The sequence below is a fragment of the Candidatus Defluviilinea proxima genome (assembly GCA_016721115.1).
GTDB lineage: Bacteria > Chloroflexota > Anaerolineae > Anaerolineales > Villigracilaceae > Defluviilinea > Defluviilinea proxima.
Genome location: JADKIW010000001.1, coordinates 3,553,250 through 3,579,968, shown reverse-complemented (window position 1 = coordinate 3,579,968; position 26,719 = coordinate 3,553,250). Strand labels below are relative to the sequence as shown.

The 26,719-nt window shown below is 47.2% G+C and carries 24 protein-coding genes; 20 read left to right on the top strand and 4 right to left on the bottom strand.

The window, feature by feature from the left end:
- Positions 1–24 precede the first annotated feature (24 nt).
- Positions 25–771: a 2,3-diphosphoglycerate-dependent phosphoglycerate mutase gene (gene gpmA, locus IPP66_16580; protein ID MBK9926888.1), complete on the bottom strand. Its 747-nt coding sequence runs from the start codon at positions 769–771 to the stop codon at positions 25–27.
- Between the two features lie 67 nt (positions 772–838).
- Between gpmA and mutS the strand changes: the two genes are divergently transcribed.
- The 15 genes from mutS to IPP66_16505 all read left to right on the top strand — a co-directional run bounded on the left by mutS (position 839) and on the right by IPP66_16505 (position 19,445).
- A complete protein-coding gene (gene mutS, locus IPP66_16575) occupies positions 839–3,391 on the top strand; it encodes a DNA mismatch repair protein MutS (GenBank protein MBK9926887.1) in 2,553 nt (850 codons plus the stop codon).
- Positions 3,388–4,158, top strand: coding sequence for a glucose-1-phosphate cytidylyltransferase (gene rfbF, locus IPP66_16570; GenBank protein MBK9926886.1), 771 nt, complete (start codon positions 3,388–3,390; stop codon positions 4,156–4,158). Before mutS ends, rfbF begins: the two co-directional genes overlap by 4 nt.
- Positions 4,149–5,132 carry a GDP-mannose 4,6-dehydratase gene (locus tag IPP66_16565; protein MBK9926885.1) on the top strand — a complete coding sequence of 328 codons (984 nt, stop codon included), beginning with the start codon at positions 4,149–4,151 and terminating at the stop codon, positions 5,130–5,132. Before rfbF ends, IPP66_16565 begins: the two co-directional genes overlap by 10 nt.
- On the top strand, positions 5,125–6,444 hold the full coding sequence (gene rfbH, locus IPP66_16560; GenBank protein ID MBK9926884.1) for a lipopolysaccharide biosynthesis protein RfbH: 1,320 nt from the start codon (positions 5,125–5,127) through the stop codon (positions 6,442–6,444). The genes IPP66_16565 and rfbH overlap by 8 nt, the downstream gene beginning before the upstream one ends.
- Positions 6,437–7,471 carry an NAD-dependent epimerase/dehydratase family protein gene (locus IPP66_16555; protein MBK9926883.1) on the top strand — a complete coding sequence of 345 codons (1,035 nt, stop codon included), beginning with the start codon at positions 6,437–6,439 and terminating at the stop codon, positions 7,469–7,471. The genes rfbH and IPP66_16555 overlap by 8 nt, the downstream gene beginning before the upstream one ends.
- Positions 7,472–7,484: 13 nt before the next feature.
- A complete protein-coding gene (locus tag IPP66_16550; protein MBK9926882.1) occupies positions 7,485–8,006 on the top strand; it encodes a hypothetical protein in 522 nt (173 codons plus the stop codon).
- Positions 8,007–8,549 carry a hypothetical protein gene (locus IPP66_16545; GenBank protein ID MBK9926881.1) on the top strand — a complete coding sequence of 181 codons (543 nt, stop codon included), beginning with the start codon at positions 8,007–8,009 and terminating at the stop codon, positions 8,547–8,549.
- A complete protein-coding gene (locus IPP66_16540) occupies positions 8,542–10,050 on the top strand; it encodes a hypothetical protein (GenBank protein MBK9926880.1) in 1,509 nt (502 codons plus the stop codon). Before IPP66_16545 ends, IPP66_16540 begins: the two co-directional genes overlap by 8 nt.
- A gap of 30 nt (positions 10,051–10,080) precedes the next feature.
- Positions 10,081–11,259, top strand: a complete 1,179-nt coding sequence (locus tag IPP66_16535) for a class I SAM-dependent methyltransferase (GenBank protein ID MBK9926879.1) — start codon at positions 10,081–10,083, stop codon at positions 11,257–11,259.
- Between the two features lie 6 nt (positions 11,260–11,265).
- Positions 11,266–12,411: an FkbM family methyltransferase gene (locus IPP66_16530; protein ID MBK9926878.1), complete on the top strand. Its 1,146-nt coding sequence runs from the start codon at positions 11,266–11,268 to the stop codon at positions 12,409–12,411.
- On the top strand, positions 12,408–14,204 hold the full coding sequence (locus IPP66_16525) for a thiamine pyrophosphate-binding protein (protein MBK9926877.1): 1,797 nt from the start codon (positions 12,408–12,410) through the stop codon (positions 14,202–14,204). The genes IPP66_16530 and IPP66_16525 overlap by 4 nt, the downstream gene beginning before the upstream one ends.
- An 85-nt stretch (positions 14,205–14,289) precedes the next feature.
- Positions 14,290–15,372 (top strand): N-acetylneuraminate synthase family protein, encoded by a 1,083-nt coding sequence (locus IPP66_16520; protein ID MBK9926876.1) that lies wholly within the window; start codon positions 14,290–14,292, stop codon positions 15,370–15,372.
- A gap of 11 nt (positions 15,373–15,383) precedes the next feature.
- Positions 15,384–16,316 (top strand): glycosyltransferase family 2 protein, encoded by a 933-nt coding sequence (locus IPP66_16515; GenBank protein MBK9926875.1) that lies wholly within the window; start codon positions 15,384–15,386, stop codon positions 16,314–16,316.
- Complete coding sequence (locus tag IPP66_16510; protein MBK9926874.1) at positions 16,309–17,328, top strand: flippase-like domain-containing protein; 1,020 nt, start codon at positions 16,309–16,311, stop codon at positions 17,326–17,328. The genes IPP66_16515 and IPP66_16510 overlap by 8 nt, the downstream gene beginning before the upstream one ends.
- The gene (locus IPP66_16505; protein ID MBK9926873.1) at positions 17,325–19,445 is read left to right on the top strand and encodes a hypothetical protein; all 2,121 of its coding nucleotides are present in this window, start codon (positions 17,325–17,327) and stop codon (positions 19,443–19,445) included. Before IPP66_16510 ends, IPP66_16505 begins: the two co-directional genes overlap by 4 nt.
- Before the next feature lie 67 nt (positions 19,446–19,512).
- On the opposite strand, the gene IPP66_16500 is transcribed toward IPP66_16505, so the two are convergent.
- Complete coding sequence (locus IPP66_16500; protein MBK9926872.1) at positions 19,513–21,846, bottom strand: sodium-translocating pyrophosphatase; 2,334 nt, start codon at positions 21,844–21,846, stop codon at positions 19,513–19,515.
- 201 nt (positions 21,847–22,047) lie between these two features.
- Between IPP66_16500 and IPP66_16495 the strand changes: the two genes are divergently transcribed.
- Complete coding sequence (locus tag IPP66_16495) at positions 22,048–22,476, top strand: iron-sulfur cluster assembly accessory protein (GenBank protein MBK9926871.1); 429 nt, start codon at positions 22,048–22,050, stop codon at positions 22,474–22,476.
- A gap of 72 nt (positions 22,477–22,548) precedes the next feature.
- Here IPP66_16495 and IPP66_16490 read toward each other — a convergent pair whose 3' ends face one another.
- On the bottom strand, positions 22,549–23,175 hold the full coding sequence (locus IPP66_16490) for an SH3 domain-containing protein (protein MBK9926870.1): 627 nt from the start codon (positions 23,173–23,175) through the stop codon (positions 22,549–22,551).
- A 7-nt stretch (positions 23,176–23,182) separates the two neighbouring features.
- Positions 23,183–23,770: an SH3 domain-containing protein gene (locus IPP66_16485; protein MBK9926869.1), complete on the bottom strand. Its 588-nt coding sequence runs from the start codon at positions 23,768–23,770 to the stop codon at positions 23,183–23,185.
- 72 nt (positions 23,771–23,842) lie between these two features.
- On the opposite strand from IPP66_16485, the gene IPP66_16480 reads away from it, so the two are divergent.
- The 4 genes from IPP66_16480 to mtnP all read left to right on the top strand — a co-directional run bounded on the left by IPP66_16480 (position 23,843) and on the right by mtnP (position 26,701).
- Positions 23,843–24,427, top strand: a complete 585-nt coding sequence (locus IPP66_16480) for a zinc ribbon domain-containing protein (GenBank protein ID MBK9926868.1) — start codon at positions 23,843–23,845, stop codon at positions 24,425–24,427.
- An 83-nt stretch (positions 24,428–24,510) separates the two neighbouring features.
- A complete protein-coding gene (locus IPP66_16475; protein MBK9926867.1) occupies positions 24,511–25,365 on the top strand; it encodes an FHA domain-containing protein in 855 nt (284 codons plus the stop codon).
- On the top strand, positions 25,362–25,841 hold the full coding sequence (locus IPP66_16470) for an FHA domain-containing protein (protein MBK9926866.1): 480 nt from the start codon (positions 25,362–25,364) through the stop codon (positions 25,839–25,841). Before IPP66_16475 ends, IPP66_16470 begins: the two co-directional genes overlap by 4 nt.
- Positions 25,838–26,701, top strand: a complete 864-nt coding sequence (gene mtnP, locus IPP66_16465) for an S-methyl-5'-thioadenosine phosphorylase (GenBank protein ID MBK9926865.1) — start codon at positions 25,838–25,840, stop codon at positions 26,699–26,701. Before IPP66_16470 ends, mtnP begins: the two co-directional genes overlap by 4 nt.
- Positions 26,702–26,719 lie beyond the last annotated feature (18 nt).

The following is a 26,719-nucleotide window of genomic DNA, read 5'->3' as shown; positions in this document are numbered from 1 at the left end:
AAAACTCCCGCCTTACACGATCTCTTACTTCGCCTTGCCTTGATTCGCCACTGCGGCGGCTTTCTTGGCGGCTTCGGCCGCGTCGCCGAGATAGTAGCTCTTGATCGGCTTGAGGTTCTCGTCCAATTCGTAGACAAGCGGCAGGCCAGTAGGAATATTGAGCTCAGTGATGTCGGCTTCGGAAATGTTATCGAGGTATTTCACCAACGCGCGGATACTGTTTCCATGCGCGGCAATGATGACACGCTTGCCCGACTTGATCGCAGGAGCAATCGTCGAGTGCCAGTAAGGCAGAACACGTTCCAGCGTGATCTTAAGCGATTCGGTGGCTGGCAATTGTTCGGGAGTCAAAGAGGCGTAGCGCGGGTCAAATTTGGGGTGACGTTCATCGGTCAACTCCAAACCTGGAGGCGGTACATCATAACTGCGTCTCCAGACCTTTACCTGATCTTCGCCAAATTTTTCAGCCATCTCCGATTTGTTCAAGCCCTGCAAATTGCCATAATGGCGTTCGTTCAGTTGCCAGGCGTTCGTGACGGGAATCCACTCGAGATTCATTTCCTGTAAGACCGTCCACAAAGTTTGAATAGCGCGTCGTAACACAGAAGTGAACGCTACATCAAACACATAACCGCCCTCTTTCAACAACTTACCAGCATCTCGCGCCTCGGTCTTGCCTAAATCCGTGAGGCTTACATCCGTCCATCCCGTGAAACGGTTTTCGAGGTTCCAAACACTTTGTCCGTGACGGACCAATACTAACTTGTACATGAGCATCTCCTAAAATAATATCGCCGCTATTATAGCTCAACTCCCCCACCCATAGTAAAATCATGCCATGCCTAAAGACGACATCACCCCCAGCAGACAACAATATCTTGATATCAAGCGTCAATACCCGAATGAGATCCTACTCTTTCGGCTCGGCGATTTTTATGAAACATTCGATGAAGACGCCGAGATCACCGCGCGCGAACTTGATATTGTGCTGACGTCACGTCCTGTTGGCAAGGGGGTGCGAGTTCCATTAGCTGGCATTCCGTATCACGCAGTAGACAACTACCTAATACGTTTCATTGAAAAAGGATATCACGTCGCCATTTGCGAACAGATGGGTGACACACCCGTCAACGGACTTGTTCCACGCAAAGTGGTAAGAGTAGTGACTCCGGGAACCGTGACCGAACCTGGACTCCTACCCGGCGACTCAAACAACTATCTCGCCTCGGTCATTCTGGACGAGAGGTCTGCTTCTGTCTCCTATGCCGATATCACCACTGGAGAATTTGCTGTCACTGAACTCCCGCTTGAAGCCTTGCGCGCTGAACTGACACGCTTGCACCCTGCTGAAATTTTACATCCTGACAACCAAACGCTGAACGATGTCTTTCAAGGGCACCAGACTCCTTACCTCGCATGGAAATTTGAACCCGGCAAATGTGAAGAGACCCTGCTCTCACACTTCAACGCATCTACACTTGAAGGGTTTGGTATTAAAGGCAACAGCTTGTCCATCCGTTCGGCAGGTGCAATACTGCAATACCTAAAAGAAACGCAACCCAATGCACTAACATTGCTCACAAGTCTACGCTCCTACAGTATCAATGAATTCATGACTCTCGACGCATCCACACGCCGGAATCTTGAACTCGATGAAACCCTGCGCGGCGAACGCAAAGGCTCGTTGCTTGGCACGCTCGATCATACCGTCACGCCGATGGGCAAACGCATGATGCATCAATGGGTCAGCCAACCACTGCTCAATGTGCAAAAGATCCATCATAGGCAAGAGGGCGTGCAATACTTCTTCGACAACGGTATGAAACGCGCCGAAATGCGTAACGTATTGAAACCACTCGCAGATTTAGAGCGGTTGGTCAATCGCGTTATGGCAGGGCAAGCGCAACCGCGTGATCTCGTAGCGATGCGTGACGCCTTAGGACATTTACCAGTAATAAAAGAAGTTGTTGGCGAGCAATCATCAGTCATCAATAATCAGTGGTCGGTTTGTCAGGAAGAGTTGTCGCTTCTGCAGAACGCCATTGACGATGATCCACCAGCCACACTGCAGAACACAGGCATCATTCGATCTGGCTATTCACAGGAATTGGATTCGGTCATTGACGCATCCAAACACGCTCGTGATTGGATCGCCAATCTTGAAGGGGTCGAACGCGAAAAGACGGGTCTCAAAACGCTGAAAGTTGGATACAACAAAGTATTCGGATACTACATCGAAATCTCACGCGGCGCAGCAGACAAAGCGCCAGAGCATTACATCCGCAAGCAAACATTGGTCAATGCTGAACGCTTCATCACGCCTGAGATGAAAGAGTACGAAACACTGGTATTGAATGCAGAAGATCGCATCCGTGAGATTGAATTGCGCTTGTTTAAGGAGATTTGCGCCGAGTTATCCAAGTCGGCGTTCAAGTTGCTGGATACGGCACGGGCGTTGGCGCAATTGGACGTGCTATCTGCCCTCGCGGAGGTCGCGGCTTTGGGAGGCTATGTTAGGCCCGAGGTCCATGAAGGAAGCGAGTTGGAGATCCATGAAGGACGACATGCTGTTGTGGAACAGTCTTTGCATGGAGAGCGCTACATCCCGAATGATGTCATCTTCGAAAAAGGAGAGATCGTCCGCGTTATTACGGGGCCGAACATGTCGGGTAAGTCCACATATTTGCGGCAGACGGCGCTGATCGCATTGATGGCTCAGATCGGCTCGTTCGTGCCCGCGGACTCCGCAAAGATCGGTCTCGTAGACCGCATCTTCACTCGCATCGGCGCACAGGACGAGATCCACGCGGGGCAATCCACGTTCATGGTGGAGATGGTGGAGGCGGCGAACATTTTGCATCACGCCACATCACGCTCGCTGTTGATATTAGATGAGATCGGGCGCGGCACTTCAACATATGATGGACTGTCGATTGCGTGGGGAATCATTGAGTTTATTCATAACCATCCGCATTTGCGGGCAAAGACTTTGTTTGCTACGCACTACCACGAGTTGACTCAACTTGCAGAGTTACTGCCCGGCGTGCGCAACTACAACGTAGCCGTCAGCGAAGCGGACAACACGGTTGTGTTCCTGCATAAGATTGTTCCCGGAGGCGCGGACAAATCGTATGGCATCCACGTGGCACAACTTGCAGGATTGCCGGCTCCCGTCATCCAACGCGCGAACGAAATTATGGCAGAATTGGAAAAATCGTCAGGTCGAGCCATGCGCATCAACCCACACGCCGCGCAACAGGCATCACTGTTCCCAGAGACCAGTCCGCTGTTGGATGAATTGAAAGACGTGGATGTTAATAGTCTCTCCCCTATCGAGGCGTTGAACAAGTTGTTTGAATGGCAGAAGAAGTATATAAAAGGGAATCGATGAAAGTCGCCATACTTGCAGGCGGATTAGGAACCCGTCTCTCCGAAGAAACAACGATCAAGCCAAAGCCGATGGTCGAAATTGGCGGTAAACCCATGCTTTGGCACATCATGAACATCTACGCTTCTTTCGGATATAAAGAGTTTGTTATTGCATTGGGATACAAGGGCGAGATCATCAAAGATTATTTCATCAATTATCACTATCGCTCGCGCAGTATCTCTGTACAATTGAAAAGCGGGGATGTGACGATTCACAACGATAAAGGTGAAGACTGGATTGTGCATTTACTTGATACAGGCACAGACACAAACACCGGTGGACGAGTCAAACGCGTGGCAGAGTTCATAGGCGATGAGACTTTCATGCTCACCTATGGCGATGGCGTTAGCAACGTGAACATTCCCCAACTGATCGAGTTTCACAAAAAGCAAAAAACATTAGTGACCATGACAGCCGTCCGTCCGCCAGCGCGGTTTGGGCAAATGATGATCGAGAATCATCGCGTGGTGGAGTTCAAAGAGAAACCGCAGATCGGCGAAGGCTGGATCAACGGCGGATTCTTTGTCCTCGAACCGGGCATCACCAAATATATTCAAGGCGACCACACCGCGTGGGAGTTCGAGTCACTTGAGCATATCGCGGCAGATGGACAACTATCAGCTTATCAGCACAATGACTTCTGGCAATGCATGGATACGATCCGCGATGTGCATAACTTAGAAAAACTATGGCAGGAAGGCAACGCCCCATGGAAGCTATGGAATTGAACCGCGCCTTCTGGCTTGACCGCCCCACGTTTGTCACCGGCGGGACCGGGTTGGTCGGTTCGTGGCTGGTCAAACGTCTCATGGATGCTGGTGCTGACGTTGTCTGCCTTGTGCGCGATTGGGTTCCACAAAGCGAAATGGTCCGAAAGGGATGGATCGAACAAGTCAAGGTTGTTCGAGGCGATATTAGCGACCGCGAGACACTGGAACGCACACTCGGCGAATATGAGATTGACACGGTCATCCACCTTGCTGCGCAGACGATTGTCACAATTGCGAATCGGAATCCCATTTCCACATTCGAGACGAACATCGCAGGCACGTGGAATTTGCTCGAAGCCAGTAAACGGAGCCCAAAGGTAAAGCAGGTTGTTATCGCTTCGTCAGACAAAGCCTACGGCGACCAGGAAGTTTTACCCTACGATGAAAATACTCCCTTGCAGGGACAACACCCGTACGATGTCAGCAAGTCTGCGGCGGATTTGATCGCTTACACCTATGCAAAAAGCTTTGACCTTCCTGTTGCCATCACGCGCTGTGGAAATTTCTACGGCGGCGGCGACTTGAACTGGAACCGTATCATCCCCGGCACGATCCGCTCGATCTTGCGCGGGCAACAACCTGTAATCCGCTCGGACGGGGAATACATCCGTGACTATTTTTATGTCGAAGATGGTGCGGCGGCTTACATGCTGTTGGCAGAACAACTCGCTGCGCGACCAGAACTCAAAGGGCAGGCATATAATTTTTCGAACGAGATTCAGGTGTCGGTGAGAGAGATCGTGGGGCGCCTCCTAAAGGCAATGGATTCGAATCTGACTCCCGACATCCGCAACGAAGTCACAAACGAGATCCGTCATCAATATCTCAGCGCAGAAAAAGCACGGCGCGAGTTGGGATGGAAGCCGATGTTCACGCTCGATGAAGGTCTGATCCGAACGATCGATTGGTATAAGGATTTTTTCAATGAGTGAAAGAGCCGACCAATTGCGCGCGCAAATTTTGGAACTGGTTTCCGAATACGCGGCAGAGGCGTTCCCGCCAAAGGATTTTATTCCCGGCGAAAGCACAGTGCCTGTTTCGGGGCGCGTGTTCGACGCAGAAGATATTCAAACGCTCGTCGATTCAAGTCTCGACTTCTGGCTGACCACCGGACGATACGCCAAACAATTCGAACGGGAATTTGCGCGTTTCTTCAACATGCGCCATGCGTTGTTGGTGAACTCGGGTTCATCGGCAAACCTGCTGGCGTTGACTGCGCTCACGTCCCATCTCTTGCAGGAGAAGCGACTCAAAGAAGGCGACGAAGTCATCACAGTTGCAACGGGCTTCCCCACAACGGTCAATCCCATTTTTCAAAATAATCTCGTGCCGGTCTTCGTGGACGTAGACATCCCCACCTATAACATTGACGTGACACAACTCGAAGCTGCACTATCCAAAAAGACTCGCGCAGTGATGGTCGCGCACACGCTCGGCAACCCATTTGATCTCGAGGCTGTCACCGCATTCTGCAAAAAACATGATCTCTGGCTCATCGAAGACTGTTGCGATGCCGTTGGCGCAAAATACAACGACCAACCCGTTGGCAGGTTCGGCGATATCGCAACGGTCAGTTTTTACCCCGCGCATCACATCACCATGGGTGAAGGCGGTGCGGTGCTCACCGACAAACCCAAACTTAAGAAGACCATCGAGTCTTTCCGTGATTGGGGACGCGATTGTTGGTGTGCGCCCGGCAAAGACAACACCTGTGGCAAACGTTTTGAATGGCAACTCGGTGACCTCCCGCACGGATACGATCACAAATACACCTACTCGCACATCGGATACAACCTAAAAGTCACCGACATGCAAGCCGCCGTCGGCGTTTCGCAAATGAAAAAACTTCCACAATTTATTGAGACTCGCCGCGCCAACTTCGATTACTTATACGAGCGACTTTCAGCCCTCAATGAATTTTTCATCCTCCCAGAAGCGACTCGTAACTCAACCCCAAGCTGGTTCGGCTTCCCGATCCTTGTCCGTCCCGAAGCTCCCTTCACTCGCGACGATACAGTCCGCTGGCTTGAGGCGCACAAGATCGGCACACGTCTGCTCTTCGCTGGTAACCTCATCCGCCAGCCCGCCTACCGCGAAAAGAATTACCGAGTTGTCGGCGATCTCGCCAAAGCAGATGAAGTAATGAACCGCGTCTTCTGGATCGGTGTGTACCCCGGTCTTGATCAGTCCATGCTCGATTATGTTTGTGATGTATTAGTTCAATTATGCAACAAGCATGAATAATTCTCTCTCGAACGACCTCAACCATATCCTCGATCACACGAACAGCCTTTGGGATGAGCTTCGCGGGGCTAGTCTCTTCATCACCGGTGGCACAGGTTTCTTCGGCAAGTGGCTTCTTGAAAGTCTCTTATGGGCAAACGACAAACTGGACTTGGACTGCCACGTTACCGTGTTGACTCGTTACCCAGACCTTTTCCAATCGAACGCCCCGCATCTTTCTAGACATCGAACTGTCTCTGTCTTAACTGGCGACGTCCGCACCTTTGATTTTCCGCTAGGCACATTCACTCACATCATCCATGCCGCGACCGATGCAAGCGCTCAACTCAATGCAGAAAATCCACTTCTTATGCTCGATACGATCGTCGAAGGCACACGTCATACATTGGACTTTGCCAAGGCATGCGGAGCAAAAAAGTTTCTTCTCACAAGTTCCGGCGCGGTGTACGGAAAACAACCGTCAGACATGACACATACCCCCGAAGACTATAACGGCGCGCCAGACCCGCTCGACCCCAATTCAGCCTACGGGCAAGGAAAAAGACTCGCCGAACACCTTTGCTCGCTTTATGCAGATTCAAATCTCGAGATAAAGATCGCCCGCTGTTTCGCCTTCGTCGGTCCTTATCTCCCTTTAGATATTCACTTTGCTATCGGAAACTTCATCCGCGACGCAATGAACGGAGGGCCAATCGTCATCAAAGGGGATGGAACCCCTTACCGCTCCTACTTATATGCGGCTGATCTAGCGGTTTGGCTTTGGACGATTTTATTACGGGGCGAATCACTGAGGCCTTACAATGTGGGAAGTAAAAATCCCATTTCCATAGCCGAACTGGCAACAACAGTTGCGAACCAGTTTCAAAACGGGATAAAAACAGAGATACAAGGTATTCCTGACACTCAAAAGCCAGCAAGTCGCTATGTACCCGACACGCAAAGAGCTGAGAAGGAGCTAGGCTTGCAGGAAACTTTTTCACTACAAGATGGCATCAACAGAACAAAAGATTGGTATAAATTAAAATAATCAACGAGGCATTATGATTCCACCTATCATCGCCCTGGCTATTATTTGCAGTCTTTCTACTTTGGCGATCAGAGTTATCATTTCACGTCATCCATTTCGCATAAAAAATGTTTGGCGCCAGATCTTTGGCTCTCTCCTCCTCAGCGCTATAGCTTGGGTAGCATTAATTTACATTACGAGAGCTGCTAGTCCCACTTCAAATGAATGGGGGGATATTATCTGTGGGGTATTAATTTTTTTATGCGCGTTCTGGTGTCATTATTGGATTGGCAATTTTGCAGGGGGCTTTCGCGTTCAAATGCAGGTCAATCTTGCCAATCAAAAAGTGCCGATCGCACTGGAAGAATGGATGAAGACTTTCAGCGGCTTAGGGATGGAAACATTTTTACAGGACCGAATCCAGGCTATATTAATTCCCTGGAATACGGTTGAATATAAAAATGGTCAATTACACCTTCTCAACGGTTGGGGAACCTTTTTTGCAAGTTTAATGAATATACTCAAATACATTTTTCCAAAAGTGAGGGGCGAATAGATGAGCGGAATGTTGTCTTATTTTGCAGGTATCTTAAGCTTCATAGTCTTTGTAACTGTATTTCTAATTTTTTTGAGACTTCCATTGAAAACTGGATGGCTTATTTTGGAGATCTTAACAGGGATAATCGTCCACGTCATTTCATCAATTGCCAGTTTTATTCTTCTCGATGATTTTTCCTATTGGTATCAAGCATCACTTTATGCATTTCTATGGTTTTTATTTTTCTTTGTCACAAGCATCTACAGCGCATCCGTATCAATAGGGATTCTCCACTATCTATATCGCCAACCACGATACATGGCACCATTGCAAGATGTATATCAAAACTGCGTGGAAAATGTTTTCAAACAGAGAGTCGAATTCCTTGTAGCACAGGGAATGGCAGAAAAAACAGAGCAAGGTTATATTTCAACGCAAAAAGGCAGAAACACCGTGCAAAAAATCCAACTAACAAATAAAATCCTCAACATGGAGAGTCAGGGATTTTATTCTTCTGCATCAACACTGAAAAACGCCAAGGACTCGAACTTTAATGATTAGAAACAGCGACTTCACAACATCCCTGCAAAACAATATACAATCTGCGACATCGTATATCTATTCACTTTCTAAAAAGATATCCGTTTTTCACATCACCATCATATTTATCATTTATGTAATATTCAGTATAGTGGCTGGAGGGTCGGGTATTCTGCACAGGGAAATGGATGTGCGCCTGCCCGCACACATTTCCGGAAGACCCATACTGCAAATTATTTTTGATGCAGACAGCATGAACATTGGAGGGTGGGAAGCACGTCAATTAAGTTTTCTTTTCGATATCCTGGATGGGAATTTTGTGGCGTGGTGTATTCGTCTTGGGTATCCGCATTTTCGCTCACTTACCCATTATCTATTCACCTTCATCATCGTGATCTATCTGTGGTTGTTTATGACAAATACATTGAAGGCAAATCGTTTATTATCCATAATTCTCATTTCCTTGCTACTTACTACCCCAAGTTTTATCTATTCATACTATTATCGGACTTCCAAAATTGGAATCACTGTATTGGTGATTTTTTTGCTAGGAGAAATATATAAGATCACAAGAGGTGAAACTTATCTTAATATAAAAATCCCCAAGCATTTCTGGCTTGGCATGATGTTTCTTTTTGCGACACTTGCATTAATGCTTTTCGATATTTTGGGTGGTTTTTTTGCATCATTTATCATCGCATATTTGTTTTTATCTATGCTGTACAAGCCCGATAAAAACAAAATATCTGCTTTTTCAGGGATGATCATCGGCTACGCAATTTGGGTCTTTTACTTTCTCTATCTGGGGCAGATCATAACATTCGCCATTTCAGGAAAGCGGGCAGATACATCCTTCCTAACCGGGGCACCATTTGCAGCTTTACCCAACTTTCTCATTGCAGACATCCTGCCTTTGATGACAGATATGCTTCGTTACCTTTTTGGCTATATTTCCACATTATTGGGAAGCATTGAGCTTATCTTGATCTTGGAGATAGCTCTATGGCTCAGCATTAGATCAAACAAAAAGGCTGAAAGGTTTTTGAATCCCAAAGACAGCAAAAAACTACCTCAAAAGTTCAGGGCATTTATCGCCCGCTACGAACCCATCCCCAGCCTGTTCTTTCTCGCAGGAAGTATCGCGATAGTATACGATTTTCTAGTAACAAGGCACCCCCCTCTCTTATGGCCCGATGTCCGTCCAACATACTACATTATGCCTGCTCAAGCAGCTATTCTCTTCGGGATTACAATTCTTTTGACACGCGCAAAAAGCAGATGGTTTCTCAAGGAACATAAGAGGCTTGCGTTGGTCACACTTATTTTTGCATTTTTGCTTATTGGCAATGTTATTGGCTCAATTCGCATCAAGGATGTGTTGATTGGTGGCCCCAATACCAGAATAAACTTACATGACCCGTCGTTATTAAAAGCTTTGGCAAATCTTAAATCCCCAGAATACCAACCAGATAGGGCTATTCTGGATGATCCAATTTACATTCTATTTTCAACTCAAAAATAATAACCATTTTGTCTACCAAGGACAGATCAAATGCCAACCGCAAAGCGTCCGTGCCCCATATGCTCAAGCAGTGAAGCAGTAAAACTTCATACACAAAAATTCATACTACCAGATGGCCATCCGCTAAGTGAAGGATACGATGTTGTTTCCTGCGATCAATGTGGATTTGTGTATGCGGACACATCTGTCACACAGGATGAATACGATAGGTTCTATTCTCAATTTTCCAAATACGAGGATAAGAAAACCGGCACGGGCGGCATCGAAAATCAATGGGACCGTGATAGGCTTACTCAAACAGCCAAAGACATAGCCAGTTTCCTCAACAATGACCAAGCCAGTATATTAGACGTTGGATGTGCAAATGGAGGGTTATTAAAAGCCATGATAGACCTTGGATATGATCACGTTCTGGGCATTGACCCATCCCCGATCTGTGTTGCGAACACCCAAGCCCTTGGTGTCAGAGCACAAATCGGTTCCCTTAATAAGGCGCTGGAACAAGAAAAATTTGATTGTATAATACTTTCACATACGCTTGAGCACATTCAAGATTTACGAACAGCGGCGGAGTGGATCTTGGCAGTCTCTAAACCATCATCAACCCTATATGTCGAAGTGCCAGATGCCGCACACTACAAGGATTTTGTCGACGCTCCATTCCAGGACTTCAATACAGAACACATAAATCATTTCTCTATAACATGTTTGAAGAATTTCCTAAGTTTTAGTGGATTTAAACCATTAAGTTGGGGTGAAAAAATAATCCCTGCATCGTCAAACAAACCATATCCAGCAATATTCTGTTTTGCAAAAGTGGATGCAAGAATCACAGATATCACCAAGGATGAAGCACTCCCTTCCAGCATAGAAACATACATCCAACGTTCGCGCAAGATACTGGATGAAATAAACACAAGAATTTCAACAGCCCTGACGCAGAACAAAAGGATCATCGTTTGGGGGACGGGTCAACTCGTCATGAAGTTACTTGTAGAAACCACCCTCGCCGATGCTGAGGTCATTGCATTTGTGGACAACAATCCCATCAATCAAGGAAAAATATTTCGGGGTGTCAAGATATTGGCGCCGAACCAGATTGATCATTATTCAGAACCGATACTAATATCGTCAACGCTTCACCAGCAAGCTATAGTTGAGCAAATTTCAGAGATGGGGATCAAGAACCCACTCATCCTGTTAAAGTAAAGAGGGATGATGAAAGACATTCCAGAATTTACTCAAGAAGCTTCAAAAAGCAATCTTGGAGAGGTCAAATGGCAGGAAGAAAATATTCTCATTTATGGCACCGGCTCATTTGCGCGTGACATCCAATTGGCACTCGAAAAAAATGGAACAGGGATATACGGTTTTCTTGATCATAGGAGCACAAATGATCAGGTGATCAACAATCTTCCAGTTCACAAACCTGATGGAAAAGCACCTCCCATTGAATTACGCAAAAAATCTCTGGTCATTCTAGGAATTCACAATCGAGAAGTAAACCTTATACCAATAATCAACAATCTAAAAACACATGGATACAACAGAGAGCTTTTGTCTCCCATTGACCTATACGATCACTTTGCCGAAGAACTTGGCACACGTTACTGGCTCACATCACGAACATATTACTCATCTTACACAGAAGAAATCCAAGCTGTCTATAAACTTCTCTCAGATGAAAACAGCCGCAAGACCTTTGAATCACTCATCCATTTTCGGATTAGTGGCGATTACTCACTTCTTCCGGAACCCGATACGGAACACCAATATTTTCCACTCGATCTACCCATGTGGCCACAGCCCATTCGTTTCGTAGATTGCGGCGCATATGATGGAGATACGCTTCATTCACTCCTGCAATCCAAACAACAATTTGAGGCGATTGCCGCCTTCGAACCAGATCAGGATAATTTCCGCAAGTTATCAGCGTATGCTTCAAAGAGCAGACTTCCAAACATATCACTGTTTCCATGCGGAGTATATTCATCAACAACTCAATTGACCTTTAATACAGGCAAAGGCGAAGGGAGTAGTGTATCGCAAACCGGCAAGACTACAGTCCAATGCGTAGCACTGGATGAATGTATCCCCACATTCCGTCCAACTTTGATAAAAATGGATATTGAAGGCGCAGAAATGGATGCGTTGGCAGGAGCCTGTCAACTCATAAAAGAATATCATCCCGCACTTGCCATATCGGCATACCATACCCCTGCACATCTCTGGGAAATTCCATTGTGGATCAACCAGCTTGCAACGGAAAACAATCTTCATTATACATATCACTATCGCGCCCATGCGCACAACTGTTTCGAAACGATCTTCTACGCCATCCCACAAAAGGAACAAGCATGAGAGTTTCAGAGTATATTGCAAACCGGCTTTCAGAACTCGGCGTTCACCATGTATTTATGGTCACAGGTGGCGGCTCGATGTTCCTCAACTATGCCATCAGCAAGCACCCGAACATTACGCCGGTCTTCAATCACCACGAACAAGCCAGTGCCATGGCGGCAGAAGGATACGCTCGTATCACGAATAAACCTTCTGTCGTCAACGTTACTACTGGCCCTGGTGGCATCAACGCACTCAATGGCGTCTACGGCGCATACACCGATTCCATCCCCATGCTTGTCCTTTCAGGCCAGGTGAAACTTGAGACCTATATCCGCACCTACGACCTGCCTAACCTCCGTCAACTCGGCGATCAAGAGGTGGATATTATTTCGATGGTATATGGCATCACCAAATACGCAGTCACAATCACTGACCCTCAAACCATTCGCTATCACCTCGAAAAAGCCTGGCATCTCGCCCAAAGTGGACGTCCCGGCCCCTGTTGGCTGGATATTCCTATTGACGTACAATCGAGCCAAATAGACGAAACAAAACTGGATGGCTTCGCATCAGACCTTAACCCAACAGTTGCCTCCATCCAATTAGTAGAATCCGTCGCCCAAACATTAGGCAAACTAAAGAACGCTCAGCGTCCAGTCATCCTCGCAGGAACGGGCGTCCGTCTTGCCGACGCAGTTGATGTATTCAATCGCGTTGTCCATAAACTTGGCATCCCTGTTACAACTGGTTGGACACATGATCTGATCGCATCTGACGATCTTGTCTTCGTTGGCCGCCCCGGCACCATTGGCACACGCCCCGGTAACTTCGCCGTTCAGAACTCAGACCTTCTGCTTGTCATTGGGAATCGCCTAAACATCCGCCAGACAGGGTATGCGTTTAAATCCTTTGCCCGTGCCGCCCACAAGATATGGGTTGACGTGGATCCAGCCGAACTCCACCGCCCCACCATTCAAGCAGACATGCCCATTGTGAGCGATGCAAAAATATTTCTCGAAGAAATGGAAAGACAACTCGATAACTGGGATGCCGGTCAATTCAAAAATTGGTTGGCATGGTGCAAAGAACGACAAACCCGCTACCCCGCCGTTCTGCCCAAACACCGCGAGTTCAATGACAAGATTAACCCGTATCACTTCATGGAAGTGCTTTTCGAAAACCTTGCGGAGGATGATGTAGTAGTAACTGGCAACGCAACCGCCTGTATCGTCTCGTTTCAAACAGGCAAGATCAAACTCGGACAAAGGCTGTTTTCCAATTCGGGTTCTGCATCAATGGGGTATGATCTGCCTGCAGCAATTGGGTCTGCTGTGGCAAGAAATGGCAAACGAGTAATTTGCCTGGCTGGCGACGGGAGTTTACAAATGAACATTCAGGAATTACAGACCGTAACACAGTATAAATTGCCTGTAAAAATCTTTGTGCTCAACAACAACGGTTATCTATCCATCCGCACATCGCAAAAGGGCTTCTTTGGCGATACAGTTGGCGAAAGCCCGGAGTCAAGTGTCAGTTTCCCGGATATTCAGAAAATCGCAAAGGCGTATGAGATACCATACAAACGTTTGGCTGTGAAAAATTTCAGCAAGCCATTGCGTGACGTGTTGGAAGCAGAAGGTCCTGTCCTATGCGAAGTGGTACTCGACCCGACACAGGGATTCGAACCCCGCCAGAGTTCACGTCAACTCCCGGACGGGCGCATCGTTTCTGCTCCTCTTGAGGATATGTTTCCATTCCTCGAACGGGAAGAGTTAATGGAAAATCTACTCATCCCTGCGTGGGAGGAGTAAGAGACAAAGGGGAGAAAAGATTAATTGGGTAGAATCAGGTATCGGTTAAGAGAGAAGCGTTGTTTTCATCCAAGAGAGGTAAAACATGATCAACAGAGATATCTTCGAAGATTTGTTCGTCCTTGAGCTTGCAAATAATCATTGGGGCGATGTGGAGCGCGGCGTCAGGATCGTAAAGGAGTTCGGAACGGTTGTCCGCTATAACAATGTGCGGGCGGCGATCAAGTTGCAGTTCCGCGATATTGATTCGTTCATTCACAAGAAGTTCCGGGACCGCACAGACATCCGTTATATCAAGAAGACGATTGACACACGCCTCACCCATGAAGAATTGGCAACGCTGACAGAGGCGGTGCGACGGGCGGGATGTGTGCGCATGGCAACACCTTTCGACGACAGGTCGGTTGAGTTATGCCTGGAACTTGGTGTCGAGATCATCAAGATCGCCAGTTCAGATGTAACGGATTGGCCGTTGCTGGAAAAGATCGCGAGGGCGCGCAAACCTACCATGGTCTCGACAGGCGGAACATCGCTGAAGGATATTGACGATATGGTGACGTTTTTTGATAACAGAAATATCCCGCTTGCGATCAATCACTGCGTGTCCATATATCCATCAGAAGATGCGGAATTGCAACTCAACCAGATCGATTTTTTGAGGAACCGTTACCCGGGACATGTCATCGGATTGTCCACGCATGAATATCACGATTGGCATTCATCCATGTTGATCGCGTATGCCAAAGGTGCACGCACGTTTGAACGCCATATTGACATCAAAACAGAGGACAAACCTTTTTCCCCATATTGCTCCACGCCCGAACAGATCGGTGAGTGGTTTCAGGCTTTCCAAAAAGCACGAGAAATGTGCGGGGCACCCGGCACAGAAAAAATGCCATCCTCGCAAAAAGAGGTTGATTATTTGACTACACTTGTGCGTGGTGTGTATGCCAAACAAGATCTTCCTGCTGGGCATGTATTAACTCCCAATGACTACTATCTTGCCATCCCCCTCCAAAAAGGGCAGCTTTCCTGCCGCGAGTTACTAAACAATCAGATACTTGCAAAAAAGATAAAAGCCGATGCGCCACTTATGATCGATTCTGTCGAGAGTTTGTATAACCAAGATAAAGGGTTACGGAAGAAATTTTTGGCACGAGGCTTATGAATTGAGACAACATGAGTAAAAAACGGATTAGCATCGTAACCCCATGTTTCAATGAGGAGGGAAATGTAGATGAACTGTATGAACGTATTCGTATGGCAATGTCTGGCTCTAATTATGAATATGAGCACATCTTCATTGATAATGCATCCAATGATCGTACTGTTGAGAAAATCCGCGCGTTAATTGAAAAAGATAAACGAGTTAAGGCCATTGTGAATACGCGCAACTTCGGGCACGTTCGTTCGCCATATCATGGTCTACTTCAAGCAGGTAGTGACGCTGTTATTATCCTTGCTTCTGATTTACAGGATCCACCAGAGCGTATTCCTGACTTCATCAAAAAGTGGGAAGAGGGGTATAAAGTAGTGATTGGGGTCAAAACACAAAGTCAAGAGGCAGGATTGTTCTATTTACTTCGAACTGTTTATTATCGCATTCTCAGAAATATTTCGGATGTGGAATTGATCGAGCACTACACTGGCTTTGGCCTGTATGATCAGCGCATCATCCAGATATTGCGTGAGATCAACGACCCCTACCCTTATTTTCGTGGCTTAATCGCTGATATTGGTTATCCTATGGCACGCATTCCATTTACCCAACCACGCCGCAAACGCGGAATCAGTAAAAATAATTTTTATACACTATATGATATTGCCATGTTGGGTTTTACAGGTTACACCAAAATCCCGCTCAGGCTTGCAACCATGTTCGGCTTTCTTTCTGCCGCCTTGAGCTTCCTTGTCGGTCTTGTATATCTTCTTTACAAACTGATCTTCTGGTTTCAATTCCAGTTGGGTTCGGCTCCCATCGTCATTGGCTTGTTCTTTTTGGGGTCAGTACAATTATTCTTCCTTGGCATCGTCGGTGAGTATCTTGGCGCGATATACACCCAAGTAATGAAGCGACCGCTTGTGATCGAAAAGGAGCGTATCAATTTTTAGAGACTTCCTGTCCAACGCGCCAGAATCAAAATCCCCGCGTAATCGTCTCATTTTTTGGACCTCGATCCTGCTCGCCGGGCTATTCCTTTTCCTTGCCTTACGCGGAGTTGACTGGGCCGCGTTCATGTCTGCGCTACGGGAGGCAAATTATTTCTACATTCCGGTCATATTTCTGTGGGGAAGCCTCACAAGTTGGTTTCGCGCAAAACGTTGGAATATCCTTCTTTCAGCAGGAAAACAAGTTGTAACTACGAAAGTCTTTTGGGCAAACATGGTTGGGTATTTGGGGAATATCATCCTCCCAGCAAGAGCAGGGGAATTGGTTCGTGCGGCTTACCTTGGAAAGGAAAATGATATCCCTGTTTCCTTTGTACTAGCCACCGGACTAGTCGAGCGGTTCATGGATTTGATCGCACTTGTTATTCTCGGCTCTACTTCGCTAGCACTTTCAGGGATAGTATCTGCACAGTTGGAAACAGCGCTCAAACTAATGACTGTGGTCGCGTTCGCAGGGCTTATTGGGATTCTAAGTGTCCCTTATATTGGCAACAAACTAATCATTTCGATGCCATCACTACCCGGCGTTCAGCCGTCAGCAAAGGAAAAGGTTTATGAGTTTTTAAAGCAGTTTCTTCACGGGGTCGAAGCGCTGCATCATCCGTCACGTGCGAGCATGTTCATCCTATTCACGTGTCTCATCTGGGTAATGGATGGAGTTGGGGTAGTGATCATTGCTAAGACGGTACACATGAATATTTCAATGCTCCAATCGTTTATACTGCTTGCAAGCTTGGGACTTTCAAGCGCAATCCCATCCACACCAGGCTATGTAGGTGTATATCAATTTGTAGCGGTGGTTGTTTTAAGTCCATTCGAGATACCAAAGTTAAGCGCGCTGATCCTGATTGTTTTTCTCCAAGCTATGAATTTTTTGACGATAATCACTTGGGGGTGGGCAGGGATTGCACGTGCATCCACTTTTCTAGGTAAAAAGCGAGTAACCGTATCATGATGATTACCAACTTCACAGCACAGGATATTCTAGGTATTTTTGCAGGGTTCTTGTTGTTTGCATTAATCTTCGTGCCGTCTGGCTACGTAACAGGTTTTGCACTTAACCTATTTGACTTTCGATCTCGAAGGTGGTCTACTAGATTAGGGTTTGCGCTCCTGCTTTCTTCTGCCATCACACCAGTGTTTCTTTTCATTACATACAGAATGGTTTCAGAAGCACTCACATTTATCGTGTTGCTTGCATTTACGATTCTTTTTCTGTTGCAAATTTCGGGTGAGCGCAAATTTCATTTGCTGTTCCACGAAATCAAAGAAAACAAACAACTAAAAATTTTCGTCGGCATCGCAATCGGATGGATTGCCTTTACCGCTTTCTCATTAATCGATCTCCAATTTGGCGACCGCTTATATTTCAACATTACGGCTTTCGATTATCAGACACGCGTCTCGGTGATCAATGCCATTACGCGTACGGGAGTGCCGCCACTTAATCCAAGTTATCACCCCGGCGTGCCGGTCAAACTCACATTCCTTTATTATTTTTGGTATATCCTTTGCAGTCTAGTGGACAAACTTGGTGGGGACATTGTCGACGCACGCATGGCACTTGCGGCAAGCGTCATTTGGGCAGGGCTTGCCTTAATGGCAACTGTAGCCTTGTACATAAAGATTCGAAATTCAGGCATCCCCAATATTGGGCGTTCAGCCCTTATGGGAATTGGCTTGCTTGCGGTCAGCGGTCTGGATATTTTCGGAAGCACACTCTACATGGCGTTCCCGCAACTCCTATACGGATACGTTATAGATGGGGATATCGAACATTGGAACGAACAAATCACAGCCTGGGTGGGGTCCACCATGTGGACACCCCATCACCTTGTCAGTTTGTTGAATTGTGTCCTTGGAATCATGTTGATTGTATATCACAAGAACGCTAAACCTCTTCAGAAATTCGGCTCGGCAGTCATCGCAGGGATCGCATTCGCATCCGCATTTGGCCTTTCTTCATGGGTGACAATGATCTTTGTTATTTTTTGGATGGTCTGGTTCATCATGCGCCTCTTGAATGGGGAAACCTTCAAGTCAGTTTGGGTGATGTTAATTCCAAGCGTGGTTGCAACTATCGTCATTTTCCCCTTTATACTAGACTTGTATGGAGGCGGCTCCGGCGGATCTGCCGGTTTGCCGCTGGGATTCGATATTCGCGTGTTTCGACCCGCGCTCATTCTCACAACAGGTCTACCAGGTTGGCAAGCGGCTTTGATTAACCTGATAATGCTTCCACTAAACTATTTTTTAGAACTTGGTTTTTTCTTTTTTATTGGGATCGTTTGGTACAAGCTTCGTCAAAAGGGGTATATACCCAACAATCCACTTGCAAAAGAGGAAATTGCGCTTCTTATCATCGTAGTGTTTCTAACCAGTTTCACCCGCTCTACCTTGATCTCAAACAATGATTTTGGCTGGCGTGGCTGGCTTCCCGGTCAATTCATTTTATTGATCTGGGGCACAGACGTGCTATCGCACATTTGGAAGAAAAAGCCAATCAAGGCAAGTTTATTGTTGCTTAAGCCAAGCCCGGCAAATCAAATCAAGTTTTTACTACTACTCCTTCTCGCCCTAGGAGTAGTAACAAGCTTACAAGACACCATCTATTTGAGACTCTGGCCTATTCTTGTGGACACCGGTGTACTAGTTCTACCTGAACCAATCCAGTCCGATGAATATTTAGGCACCAAGAACTTTGAAGCACGGACAGCCTACTCGATCATTGAAAAAAACTACCCCATGGACACAATTGTCCAATTTAACCCGCTTGTCGGGCTGGATCGTCCCTCAGGGTTATATCGAACACGAGGGGCTGTTATTTCTTACCATACTCTTTACGGTATCCCACCAGAAATATATAAGCCATTTGCCAGAAAAATGGCACAGCTTTTTACAACCCCAAATACTAATTGGGTATCAATAGATACCGCCTGCAAAAACAATCAAATCAAGATCATTATTTTCGCAGATACCGACGAAATCTGGGACCAAATCTCATCACTATCAAAAGAACGGCAATCCATATTTTCAGGGAACTATTATTCGGCTTTCGAGTGCGGAGAATAACAAAACACGGTCTGTCAGCTTGACAGGCCGTGTTTCTTTTCAACAAGTCTTGCTTGTTATTCTTCTTTTACTTCCCCATGGATGGAGCTGGTTTCTTAGATTCAAGAATTGCCCAGCCGAGCACACCGAGCAAAGCGATTGCGACAACCCAAACAACAACCAAAGTCAAACCAGTGGCTCCTGCATACTGCACAACTACCGGAGCGACGATGACCGATACAAGATTCACAACTTTGATCATCGGGTTAAGAGCAGGGCCAGCCGTGTCCTTGAAGGGATCACCAACAGTATCACCCACTACAGCGGCCTTATGACGTTCAGAACCCTTACCGAGATTATTCTGCGGATCTTTGGGTTCGTCTTCAATCAACTTCTTGGCATTGTCCCAAGCGCCACCAGCGTTATTGAGGAACACCGCAAGCAACTGACCAGAGACGATAATACCAGCAAGGAAGCCACCCAACGCTTCTACGCCTAACATCAATCCCACTACAATCGGGGTTACGATGCCGAGCAAAGCCAGCGAGACCAATTCCTTTTGCGCGGCGGTGGTGGAGATTTCTACAGCTTGTTTGTAATCAGGCTTGACTTTACCTTCCAACACGCCCAATTTGAACTGGCGACGAACTTCCAACACGATCAAGGAAGCCGCACGGGTTACAGCTTGAACAGCGAAGGAGGAGAATAACCAGGGCAACGCGCCACCGATCAACATACCCACAAAGATTTGCGGATCATCCACCCGAATACCGATATTCTTAATCCATGAAGCTTCAGGAATATTCAGACTTACTTGAGCACGAGTCACATCGACGAGGAATGAGCCGAAGAGCGACACAGCAGCAATCACTGCGGAACCGATGGCAACACCCTTGGTAATGGCTTTCGTGGTGTTTCCAACTGCGTCAAGGTCAGCCATGATCTGCTGAGCATCTTTGGTAGCCTTATCGGTTTGACCAGACCAGGCCATCTCACCAATACCATTGGCATTGTCAGAGATCGGTCCGAAGGAGTCCATAGCCACATTGTTACCAGTCAAGGTCAACATGCCAATGCCTGTCATCGCAACACCATACAGAATATATGTCGCACGCTCTACACCGACACCAGGGATGGTTCCAAAGATGACAATGGAAGCAACGATTGTCAACGCAATAACGATCACCGACCATACAGATGACTCAAAGCCAACCGAAATACCGCTCAAGATCAAGGTCGCTGGACCCGTATCTGCGGATTTCTTAATATCATTGACAGGTGATGCGTGAGTCCCAGTGAAATATTCAGTGAGACGGTCAATCAAAATAGCAAGCACGACACCAACACCCACGGCCGCTGGCATACGCCACCAACCGCCGAAAGCGGCCATTGTGTCTTTCATATAGAGCCAACCAGCAACAAAGAACAACAGAGCAGAAATCACAGCCGATGTTAGGAAGCCGCTGAAGATCGCGTTCATCGCATCTGCGCTCTTACCAGTCGTACCAGCCTTAACGAAGTATGTACCGACGATAGATGAAAGCACACCAATACCACGTACGATCAAGGGGAAGACGATCCATTCAAGGCGACCGGTAATATGCCAGAGGGCCAAGCCAAGAATAAGTCCAGAAACCATCGTTACTTCATAGGATTCGAAAATGTCAGCGGCCATACCAGCACAGTCACCAACGTTATCACCCACGAGGTCCGCAATCACAGCAGGGTTTCTCGGGTCATCCTCAGGGATGCCTGCTTCCACCTTACCAACCAAGTCAGCACCGACATCAGCCGCTTTGGTGAAGATGCCGCCACCAACGCGCATGAACAGCGCAAGGAGCGTGCCACCAAAGCCAAAGCCGAGCAAAGCATCGGGCGCCGCAACACCAAGGATCATAAAGATGAGCGTACCACCGAGCAAACCAAGACCATCAGTCAACATACCCGTGATTGTGCCAGCACGGTAAGCGATACGAAGTGCCTCACCAAACGATCTCTTGGAAGCAGACGCTACACGCACATTGCCCTCGATTGCCATGCGCATACCGATCTGTCCAACCGCCAGCGAGAACCCCGCACCCATGATGAACGCCAAACCGCGTGCAATACCGATCCACAGCTTAAGCTGAGCATCGCTAAAAGTCGGGAAGCGTAATTTAGCTTCGGGTGAAGGCGGAACAACATAGACGGACAAGAACAACACAATCGTCAATATCGCAATTAAAGGCAAAATGGAGCGAAATTGCTTTTGTAAATAAGCATTCGCTCCATCTTTAATTGCGCCCCAAACTTCTTGCATTTTTTCAGTGCCTTTGTCCTCGCGCAGGATCTGAGAACGAAGGAAGACTGCGTATCCAAGGCCAAGCCATGCAATAGCAAATACGGCCCAAATCGCAATCTGTTCAAAATTGGTGAGACCCATCGTGAACATGTAGGATAATCCTCCTCAGGAAATAAAAAATATAGGCTTACGCCTTAAGCAGGAGGATTGTACAGGTGCGAATAGTATGTGTCAAGAAAATAAGTAATCATGCGCACATGTCATATATCAGGCTATTTTTATGTTGACAGCACTTCCCTAATTTGATAAGATACGTCCTATTCCCTATAGAAGGAGAACTACATGTTACAGGAAATTGACACAAAATTTACTACTGAAACCAATACGAATATCTCTCTAACTTCGGCTGCCAGCGATGCCGTTAAAAATATCCTTGCTGAGCGCAAACTGGAAGGCTACGCCCTCCGTGTGTATGTGGCAGGAGGCGGTTGTTGCGGCGTGAACTTCGGCATGGCGCTCGATAACAACATCCGTGATGTGGATACCGTTTTCGAAGCGAATGGCGTTCAGGTTGTCGTCGACGAAGTTTCCATTGATTATTTGCGTGGCGCAAGCATTGACTTTGTCAATGACCCCATGCGTGGCGCTGGCTTTGCAGTAGATAGCCCCAACGTAAAGGGACACAGCCATGGTGAAGAAGGCGGTTGCGCCTGCGGCACCGGTGGCGGTTCTTGCGGATGCGGTGGCGGTTCCTGCTCTTGCAATAACTAATTTAGTCCAACACACTTTGAATCAAAAACTCACCCGTGAACATTCACGGGTGAGTTTTTATATAAAACCACTCTATCTGCCACGCAGATAGGAAATCACGGCCCCAAGAAACCCAAACAACCCAAGGCTCAAGATCAACAGCCCAGCAGGGACCCCAGCCGTCGCTGTAGTATTCGGCTCATTAAACGAGGGTAATTCAAGAGGCGGAGGAGGCGTAAAAGTCGGCAATCGCGTTGGAGTTTGCTGACCGATAAAGGCTTCTTGAAGTGTAGGATTGATTGTAGGAGTCGACATCGGAGTTGGTGTTGATGGAGCGTCCACAATGGGAAGAAATATCCCGCCAGGGAAAATCTTGACATAGAGCGCATACACCCAACCAACTGACCCATCCACGCCCGCATACCGAATCTGTATCCAATCTGTTTTATCTTTGGCATACCCCAAAGCTGGCGCGGTTTCGTTCTTTACCAGAATGCCGATTGCCGGATAATCAAATGAGCTTGGCCCTGAATAAACAATGATCGTATCAAGGCTGGGATCTACCTTCACATAAGGTCCTTCTGGCGTACCGGTCACAGTTGGCACAGAACCCGTTGGCTGTTGTGCCAAGGCAACCGGCTGAAACGGACCAAACACACCCAGAAGGATCAACCCCATAGCCGCACAGAAAAAAACTAATACCTTCCGTTTGGGCAACATAACTTCCTTACTGTCTATTCAAAGCAATCGAAACAACATATACAACGATGCCAATGAATAATAAACCAATTACAATCGCTCCAGATGCAATGCCGGAGGAGCGTGGTGCCACATCGGTATACTGCGGTATTTCCAAAGGCGGCGGAGGTGTAAAAGTTGGCATTCGCGTGGTAGTGGGTTGAAAGATAAAAGCCGCGGCGAATGTTGGGTTCACTGTCGCGGTCGCAAACGGCGTGGGTGTCGGGGGCGGTTCAACTACATTCAACTCCCCTCCCGAAATACTTACAAATGTAGCATACACCCATCCCACCCCACCCGGCGCAGATGGAAACGTAATGGCGACCCACTCCCGCCCCGGCGAAACACCAATCGCTGGAAAAACTTCCCCAGGCTGGGCTGTCCCAACGATGGGATAATAGACAGTGCTTGGACCACCGCGTATGTTGATCTGCTCGGTATAAATAATCGTCGCCAATACAGTGGATTGTTGCGCCTCTTCAGACGCATCAACCTGCTCCGCCCCAACAAGTATCCACAAGCTGACAGCGGATACTACCAAAGTCATCTCGAAAAACTTAAACCAAAATCGTTTCATAACGTAGAGTTAACCATATATAAAATACGACGACATATCGTCGCCGCTCATAAAAGGATTATAATCCAAAACATGGAACGAAAGATTTTTCACGGAAACATTAAACCAAACGACATTGCCCAAGCCCTTATGGCCGAATTTAATCGCGGCAACCTACAAGCGCAAGCGGTAGGACAAGCCACCAAACTTGCTGTCCAGATTGCCACACGAATGGGCTCCCAATCTGGTGGACAAACTGCAATGACCGTCTCGATCCAAAGTGTCGATGATGGCGTTATGGTGGACATTGGCGAACAGGCATGGATGGGTGTAGCCGCCAGCCTCGGCCAGACCGCCATCTCCGCTTTACGAAACCCATTCAGCTTGTTTGGTCGGCTCGATGATCTCGCACAAGACATTGAAAACATACAATTGAAAGAAAAGGTCTGGCAGACAATAGGCCGTGTGTGTAATTCCCTTGCCGCTTCTCACGAATTATCCGAACGCCTACGACGTATTACTTGTGAACATTGTGGAATTGCCAATCCGCTAGGAGAAGCTTCCTGCATCGCCTGTGGAGCCCCTTTGGGAAGTGCTCACCCCGCTACTTGTTCCAAATGTGGTTTTGTTGTCACAAATGGCGAACAAAAATGTCCAAATTGTGGACAAAATTTATAATCTTTTGAAAATGTAAGTTTATTGTTCTTGCGGTTTTTGTAGCTCACACCTATAATATGCAAAAGGTGTTCGAAAATAGCCAAATGAATAACAACAAGTTCGACCAGCTCGAAGCCAAATTACAATCACTTTTTGAGGATCAGCTTATGGCGATCCTCCCGGGGATAAAGCAGGAGGATAGGGTCATTCAGAAATTGGCAGTGGCTCTCAAGCAGAACATTATCGAACAACGAGAAAAAGAGACAGTCACTCCAAGTGTTTTTACATTAATCGTGGCATCCACTGCCGCCCCCATGTGGAAGGACCCGCAAGTAATGAACGCTCTCAAAAGCGCGATAGGCACGGCAATAAAAGATGTGGGCTTAAAATTGGCAACCCAACCCACCATCAAGATCACCACTGACGACTCATATGCTGAGAAAGAAATAACGGTAATCGCATCACATAATCTGGAGCTCGTGGAGGACACCAAAGGCATGGCAACTGACGCAGAAAAAAAAGAAAACAACGATACCATTCCCGAAAACGCATTTTTAATCGTTGAGGGTGTAAAAGTTCACCCATTAAGGGATACGGTCGTCAACATCGGCCGCAGACTGGAAAATCACCTGGTCATTGACGATCCACGGATTTCACGCAACCACGCGCAACTTCGTGCTGTCAATGGACGATATGTTCTCTTTGATTTGAATTCTACCGGCGGCACATTCGTCAATGGACAGCGCACCAGTCAGACCGTGCTATATCCCGGCGACGTAATCTCCCTCGCAGGCGTAGCCCTGATCTTTGGGCAAGATAATCCTCCACCACGCCCTGATTTGAATGAAACATCCCCGTTCCGAGACCTCGGTGCAAGCGAACGCCCAACAGCAACTCTTGAGCACAAAACCGTAGACATCAGAACTGACAGACTAAAAAATAAAAAAACAGATAAATGACTGCAATCGTAGTCCTTGTTTTGCGGATAGGACTTGCCGTTGTTATTTACGTTTTCCTATGGCGGGTATTACAAACACTCTGGCAGGAACTCAAGCAACAAGGAACCATCCTTTCCATTCAAAAGAAGCCGGGCATTCATCTTGAAGCAAAAGCGGAAAATGGCGCAGAATACAGGTACCAATTTCACCAAGCTGAGGTAGTGATTGGTCGTGCCACCCACTGTGACATTAATTTTACCGACGAGGCCCTTTCTGCGCGTCACGCCCGCATCTCCTTTCACCATGCGCAATGGTGGCTGGAAGATCTCGGATCCACCAATGGGACATTTCTCAACAACGACCGCATTATGATTCCAACAGTGATCATCAGCGGAGACAACTTTAAATGCGGTAACATCACCTTCACGTTGTATATCGACTCGTCCAGCGAAAATCTTCCACTGAACAAACAAAATAAAATCGGAGACTCAAAATGACCGAACAAGCGACCATGGCGATCATCGGGGGCTCAGGCCTATATGAAATGCAGGGGCTTCAAGATATAAAAGAGCTTCTCATCGACACCCCTTTCGGGAAACCCAGTGCCCCCATTGTGACAGGTACACTTGAAGGAGTACGTGTGGCCTTCCTTGCCCGCCACGGGATCGGGCATCACATTACCCCTAGTGAAGTTCCCTATCAAGCCAATATTTACGCATTGAAATCTCTGGGCGTGGAGAGAATTATCAGCATCAGTGCTTGCGGTTCCTTGAAGGAAGAGTTCGAGCCAGGTCACATCGTCATCCCTGACCAAATTTACGACAATACACACAAACGCACTCGCTCATTCTTCAGCGAAGGACTCGTCGTCCACGTGGGAGTTGCAGACCCGTTTTGTGAAGACACTTCCAGTCAACTTGAATCAGCTGTCAGAGAGGCAGGAGGCGTGGTTCATCGCGGCGGAAACTTCATCACGATAGAAGGTCCACGGTTTTCAACAAAGGCAGAATCCAGAACCTATCGTTCTTGGGGTATGTCTATCATCGGCATGACAGCATCACCAGAGGTTTTCCTTGCTCGTGAAGCTGAGATCTGCTACGCCACCATGGCACACGTCACAGACTATGATGTATGGCATGTAAGCGAATCGCCTGTGACCGTAGAAATGGTCATCAAGACACTGAACAAAAATACGGAGCTTGCGCAAAATGCTGTCCGCATCTTGGCGAAGAATTTAAAACAGAAGCGCAATTGCGATTGTGAACATGCGCTCGGAACAGCGATCATCACGCGCAAAGACGTGATCCCGAGTGAGACATTACAAAAACTTGGCCTGCTGGTCAACAAATACATGTAAGTGTTCAGCACATGATTA